Origin of the sequence: Microbacterium sp. Leaf351, from assembly GCF_001423825.1 — a bacterium.
GTDB classification, from domain to species: Bacteria; Actinomycetota; Actinomycetes; order Actinomycetales; family Microbacteriaceae; genus Microbacterium; species Microbacterium ginsengisoli.
In genome coordinates, this window is record NZ_LMPK01000012.1 from 31,463 (window position 1) to 37,213 (window position 5,751).

The following is a 5,751-nucleotide window of genomic DNA, read 5'->3' on the forward strand; positions in this document are numbered from 1 at the left end:
ATCCGGGTCGGTGCGGTAGGCGGCCACGATCATGGCGTTCGCGGTCGCGATGAACGGCACCGCGAAGAAGGCGCCTGCGATGCCCGCGAGGGCGGCGCCCGTCGCGACGCCGAGCACGACGCCCAGCGGATGCACCTTGACCGCGCTTCCGGTGAGCAAGGGGTGCAGCACGTGGCTCTCGACCTGCTGCACGAGGATCACGATGCCGAGCATGATCACCGCGTGCACCCAGCCGTTGAACAGCAGTGCGATGCCGACGGCGACGATGCCGCCGACGATCGCTCCGACGACCGGCACGAACGCGCCGAGGAACACGATCACCGCGATCGGGATCGCCAGCGGCACCCCGAGGATCGCGGCTCCCACGCCGATGCCGATCGCATCGGTGCCCGCGACGACCAGCTGCACGCGGATGAAGCTCGTGAGGGTGCGCCACCCGGCGTGACCGGCGGCGGTGAGGCGGGGGCGCGCCGCACGCGGCCACACGCGGACGAACCAGCGCCACATGCGGGGTCCGTCGATCAAGGCGAACAGCGTCACGAAGATCACGATGAAGATGCCCTCGATCGCGTGCACGATGCCGAGCCCTGCGGCGGCGAAGCCGGTGCCGATGTCGCTGGCGTGGGTCTGGATGTAGGTGACGATGTCCGAGATCCACGTGTCGAGCTGCTGATCGGTGATGCCGAACGGCTGGGTGGCGAGGAAGTCCTTCGCGGAGGCCACGACGGTGGTGATCTGGTGCTCGATCTTCGGCAGCTCGTAGCGGATCTGGATGGCCACGATGAAGGAGAGCAGCCCCAGCGCGGCGAAGACCGCGATCCACGAGGTGATGATCGCGAGCCACTTGGGCCAGTGATGCCGCTGCAGGAAGCTCGAGAAGGGGACGAGCAACGCCGAGAGCACGAGACCGATGAGGAACGGGATGACCACCTCGGACAGATGCACCGCCACCAGGAGCACCACCGCGAGCGCCGCGATGATCACCAGCAGGCGCCAGGCGAACGCCGCCCCGATCTTCAGGCCTGCCGGCACCGGGTCGGGTGCGGCGGGGGCCGGGGGGGGCGGCGGGGGNAGAAGAGCGTCATGGGGTCGAACATACGCCTGTCGGGATGTCGCGGCCTCCCGCTACCGTGACCACATGTCCCCCCGCGACGACGTGATGTCCTGGCTGCTCGATTCCGACCCGGCCTTGCGCTGGCAGGTCGAGCGCGACCTCGTCGGCGCGCCCGAGGCGGTGTGGCAGGCGACGCGCGCGCGGGTGCCCCGCGAGGGCATGGGTGCCGCGCTCCTCGCCCGGCAGGACGCCGACGGCCAGTGGGCGGGCGGTGCGTTCTTCCCCGCCGACTTCACCGAGGAGCAGCGCGCCGACGGGCAGCCCTGGACGGCGACCACCTGGAGCCTGAAGCAGCTGCGCGAGTGGGGGGTGGCGGCATCCGTCCTCGACGGCACGGCGGAGAAGCTGCGCACGCACGCGCGGTGGGAGTACGACGATCTGCCGTACTGGGACGGCGAGGTCGACTGCTGCATCAACGGCTACACCCTCGCCGCCGGGGCGTGGCTCGGGGTGGACGTCTCGGGCATCGCCCGGTGGTTCGTCGAGCACCGTCAGCCCGACGGCGGCTGGAACTGCGAGTGGGTCGAGGGATCGACGCGGTCCTCGTTCCCCTCGACCCTCAATGCACTCGAGGGTGTGCTCGCCTACGAGCGGGCCGGGCTCGGCTTCCCCGAACTGACTGCCGCCCGCCACGGTGCCGAGCAGTACCTGCTCGAGCGGCGGGCGCTCTACGGTCTGCGCAGCGGCGAGCCGGTGGTGCCGTATGTGCACCATCTGGCGTACCCGTTCCGGCATGTCTACAGCGCACTGCACGCGGCCGACTACTTCCGTGCAGCCGCCCTGTTCGACGGGGTCGCCCCCGACCCGCGGCTCGCCGACGCGATCGCGTCGATCCGGTCGAAGCGGGGCGACGACGGGCGCTGGGTGCAGGAGCATCGACACCCCGGCGCCGTCTGGTTCGACGTCGACGTGCCCGAGGGCGAGGCGTCGCCGTGGCTCACGTTCCTGTCGCTGCGGGTGCTCGAGTGGTGGGATGCCGCATCCGCCCTTGCCCCTCGAGGAGCGGGCGCCTAGCGTCGGAACCGTCCACGACCGTCACCCCGTTCGGAGGCTCACATGACCACGCGTCTCATCCCCTACATCCAGTTCGCCGGCGCCGCCCGCGAGGCGATGACCTTCTATCAGGAGGTGTTCGGCGGAGAGCTGACCATCTCGACGTTCGGCGATTTCGGCATGCCCGGAGCCGACCCTTCTCACGTGATGCACTCGGAGCTCAAGGCCGACGGCTTCGATCTGATGGGCGCCGACGGTCTCGAGCCCGACCAGGTCGTGGGTGAGACCCGCATCTCGGCCGCGTTCATGAGCGACGAGGTCGAGCGCGTGCTCGGCTGGTTCGCGCGGTTCAGCGACGGCGGCACGGTGCGCCAGCCGCTCGAGAAGCAGGTGTGGGGCGACATGTACGGCGAGGTGACCGACCGGTTCGGCGTGCGCTGGATGTTCAACGTCGCCCTCCCTGGCGACGACGCCCCGCTCGCCTGACGTCGCCCACGGCTCAGAGCACGAGAGTCGCGGCGGCGCGCCTCCCGGCCTCGCGCACCCACAACGCCGCCTCGGCGCGCGCGGCCTCTCCCGACCCGGCGAGGTCGGTGAGCGAGTAGGCGGCGCGAAAGCCCGCGGTGGTCGGGTCGGCGACGAGTCGCCCGGCGACGAGCAACGCGGAGACCCCGCGATCGGCCGCCATCCCGGCGACAATCGCGGGGGCCTTTCCCGCGGCCGTCTGTCCGTCGAACGAGCCCTCGCCCGTCACCACGACGTCGGCGCGGTCGAGGTCGGCGGGGAGTCCGATCGTGCGGGCGACCTGTCCGGCACCGGAGGCGGCCGTGGCGCCCCAGGCGCGCAGCGCGAACCCCACCCCGCCCGCGGCTCCCGCGCCCGCCGCGTCGGGGTCGCCGGGCAGCAGCCCGCCGAGCCGGGCGAGTGCGGCGTCGACACGGGCGATGGCCTCGCCGTCGAGCCCCTTCTGGGGTCCGAAGACGGATGCCGCGCCGCGCTCTCCGAGCAGCGGGTTGCTCACATCCGACAGCACGACCGCCCCGCAGGTCGGCAGCGGGCGCAGGCCCGACAGGTCGAGATGCGCCAGATCGAGCAGCCCTCGTGCGCCGTGCGCGATCGGGGAGCCCGCGGCATCCGTGAACCGGGCGCCGAGCGCGGTCAGCATGCCGGTGCCGCCGTCGGTGGATGCGCTGCCGCCCACCGCGAGCAGCAGGCGCGACACCCCCGCGTCGAGCGCGGCGGCGATCGCCTCGCCGAAGCCGACCGACTGCGCATCCCACGGGAGGCGGCGCGATCCGAGCAGTTCGAGCCCGGAGGTGGCGGCGAGCTCGACCACGGCGATGCCGTGCGGAGCGTCGGGCGTGGGCGGGAGCCGCAGCCACGCGGACTCGACCCGCGCACCGTCGGGCCCGGTCACCGCGACCGGCTCGCGCACCGATCCGGGCACGGCGCGCGCGATCGCGTCGAGGGTTCCCTCGCCGCCGTCGGCCATCGGTCGGGAGATGAGATGGTCACCGGGCCGCGCCGAGCGCCACCCGGCGATGAACGCGTCGGCGACAGCGGGGGCCGACAGGGTCTCTTTGAAGCTGTCGGGGGCGACGACCACGGTGAGCGCGGTCGCGGTCACCTCGTCGTGAACGGACATGAGAGCACCGTCGCACACCAGGTTCGGCGTCAGCCGAGAAGTGTTCCCTGGTGGAAGCGCAGCGCGGGTCTGCCCGTCGAGACGTCCCAGATCGACGACCGCCGGCTGGGGCGCTCCCCGCCGATGCGGTACGTCACGAGCACGTGGGTATCGCCGAGCGCCGCGACCTGCCACTCGTCGGTCGGCGGGATCTCCCGAGCGTCCGGTTCGGCGGCGAGCGCTGCGACGATCTCGTCGCGCGTCCACAGCGCGCCGGACGCACCGATCTCGGTGAACGACGGATGCAGCAGCGCGGCCAGGGCGATCGGGTCGCGGCGCACGAGCGGGTCGAGAAGCGACAGTTCGAGCGCCCGGAGGGTCGCGGCATCCGTCATGGGGTCAGTGTGCCACCGGCGCGTCGGGTGCGCCCGGTCTCAGTGGCGACGAGCGAGCACGATGCTGTCGTGGAAGGTGCGCAGCTCGCCGTCGCGGGCGAGCGATTCGCGCTGCCGCTCCTCCGCGATGAGCACGGTCCATTCGGCCGGGTCGAGCGCGAGGGCCGCGACATCTTCGGCCGGAGTGGGGAACCAGCGCGGCGCGGGCGCGGTGGGGTCAGAGTGGCCGCCGCCGTGGCCGTGGTCGTGCGGGGCACCGCCCTCGCGATCGTGGCCGGGTGCGGGGTGGTTGCCGTCATGGCCGTGGTCGTGACCGTGCCCGGCACCCGGGCTCCCCGGCGGCGGCGCGGCATGGGAGGTGATCAGCAGGTGTCCGCCGGGCGCGACCCGCTCAGCCGCGGCCCGCAGGATCTCCTCCCGTGGCAGGTCGACGGGCGAGTGCAGAAAGCTCGCCGTCACGAGGTCGAAGGTCTCGTCGACGTCGAGCGCCGCGAGATCGCCGGCGACGAAACGAGCGGATGCCGCATCCGCCCCCGCGTCCGCCGCGGCGGCGCGAGCGCGCTCGATCGCCGTGACCGAGATGTCGATGCCCGTGGCGCGCCACCCGTGCGCGGCGAGCCAGAGCACGTCGCCGCCCTCCCCGCAGCCGAGGTCGAGGGCGGAGCCCGCGGGGAGCGTGGCCGCGATGTCGGCCAGCACGGCGTTCACGCGGCCCGACCAGACCTGCGTGCTCGCGGCGTAGCGGGGCTCCCAGAAGTCGGCGGGGGCGATCTCGGGCCACCCGTCGCGGTCGGCGTGCACCCGCGCGACATCCTCGTCGACGAGTGCGGCGTTCACCGCGGCTCCCGCCGTCGCCCCCGCGGCCATGCTCATCGGCACGTTCGCCATGGGGGTGACGACGTTGCCGGCGGCCCAGATACGCGGATGCGCGGTGCGGCCCGTCGCATCGACCTCGATCACCGAGCCTGTGGGGCTGTCGACACGCGGCAGGTCGAGACCGGCGAGCACGTCGTCGTGGGGGGTCAGGTCGCCGCCCGTGAAGACGGCGTCGAGAGCGAGCATCGTGCCGTCGGCGAGGCGCGCACCCGTGACATCCGGCCCGTCGCCCACGATCTCGACGACGCGCTGGGGCACGAGACGGATGCCACGCGCGCGCAGTCGCAGATCGTCGTCGATCGAGAGCGGTCCGAGGTCTGCGGTGAACAGGGTGACGTCGGCGCTCCACTGCCGCACGAGCTGCGCCTGATGCAGGGAGAGCGGCGAGGTCGCGAGCACGCCGAGGCGGCGGGAGCGCACCTCCCAGCCGTGGCAGTAGGGGCAGTGCAGCACGCCGGCGCCCCACCGTTCGGCGAGCCCCGCCACGGCGGGCAGCACATCGCTCGCTCCGGTGGCGACGAGGAGCGCGCGCGCCGTGCGGCGCGCCCCGTCGTCGGTGACGACCGTGATGTCGTCGTCGGTCGCCTCGACCGCGACCGCGCGCGCCTCGATGACGCCGACGCCGTAGCCGGATGCCTCATCCCGCCCTCTCGCGAGCAGGTCGGCCGGGGGCGTCCCGTCGTGCCCGAGCACGCCGTGCACGTGGGCGGCGGTGCGATTGCGGGGCTCGCCGGCGTCGATCACGAGGG

The 5,751-nt window shown here is 73.0% G+C and carries 5 protein-coding genes and 1 pseudogene; 2 read left to right on the forward strand and 4 right to left on the reverse strand.

The annotated features are described in order from the left end of the window. Positions 1 to 1,032: pseudogene (locus tag ASG00_RS18870) on the reverse strand (AI-2E family transporter); the annotation flags it as partial. A gap of 106 nt (positions 1,033 to 1,138) precedes the next feature. Here ASG00_RS18870 and ASG00_RS05065 point away from each other — a divergent pair. Together ASG00_RS05065 and ASG00_RS05070 are read left to right on the forward strand one after the other, a co-directional pair. Further along, the gene (locus tag ASG00_RS05065; RefSeq protein WP_056207361.1) at positions 1,139 to 2,128 is read left to right on the forward strand and encodes a hypothetical protein; all 990 of its coding nucleotides are present in this window, start codon (positions 1,139 to 1,141) and stop codon (positions 2,126 to 2,128) included. Between the two features lie 42 nt (positions 2,129 to 2,170). Next, entirely contained in the window at positions 2,171 to 2,593 is a 423-nt protein-coding gene (locus ASG00_RS05070; RefSeq protein ID WP_056207363.1) for a VOC family protein, read from the forward strand. A gap of 13 nt (positions 2,594 to 2,606) precedes the next feature. On the opposite strand, the gene ASG00_RS05075 is transcribed toward ASG00_RS05070, so the two are convergent. The 3 genes from ASG00_RS05075 to ASG00_RS05085 form a co-directional block, all read right to left on the reverse strand. After that, the gene (locus tag ASG00_RS05075; protein ID WP_056207365.1) at positions 2,607 to 3,752 is read right to left on the reverse strand and encodes a glycerate kinase; all 1,146 of its coding nucleotides are present in this window, start codon (positions 3,750 to 3,752) and stop codon (positions 2,607 to 2,609) included. 29 nt (positions 3,753 to 3,781) lie between these two features. Beyond that, on the reverse strand, positions 3,782 to 4,126 hold the full coding sequence (locus tag ASG00_RS05080) for a nuclear transport factor 2 family protein (RefSeq protein WP_056207367.1): 345 nt from the start codon (positions 4,124 to 4,126) through the stop codon (positions 3,782 to 3,784). Between the two features lie 39 nt (positions 4,127 to 4,165). Next, positions 4,166 to 5,751, reverse strand: a 1,586-nt coding sequence (locus ASG00_RS05085) for a methyltransferase domain-containing protein (protein WP_082483064.1), incomplete at its 5' end; no start/stop codon positions are given.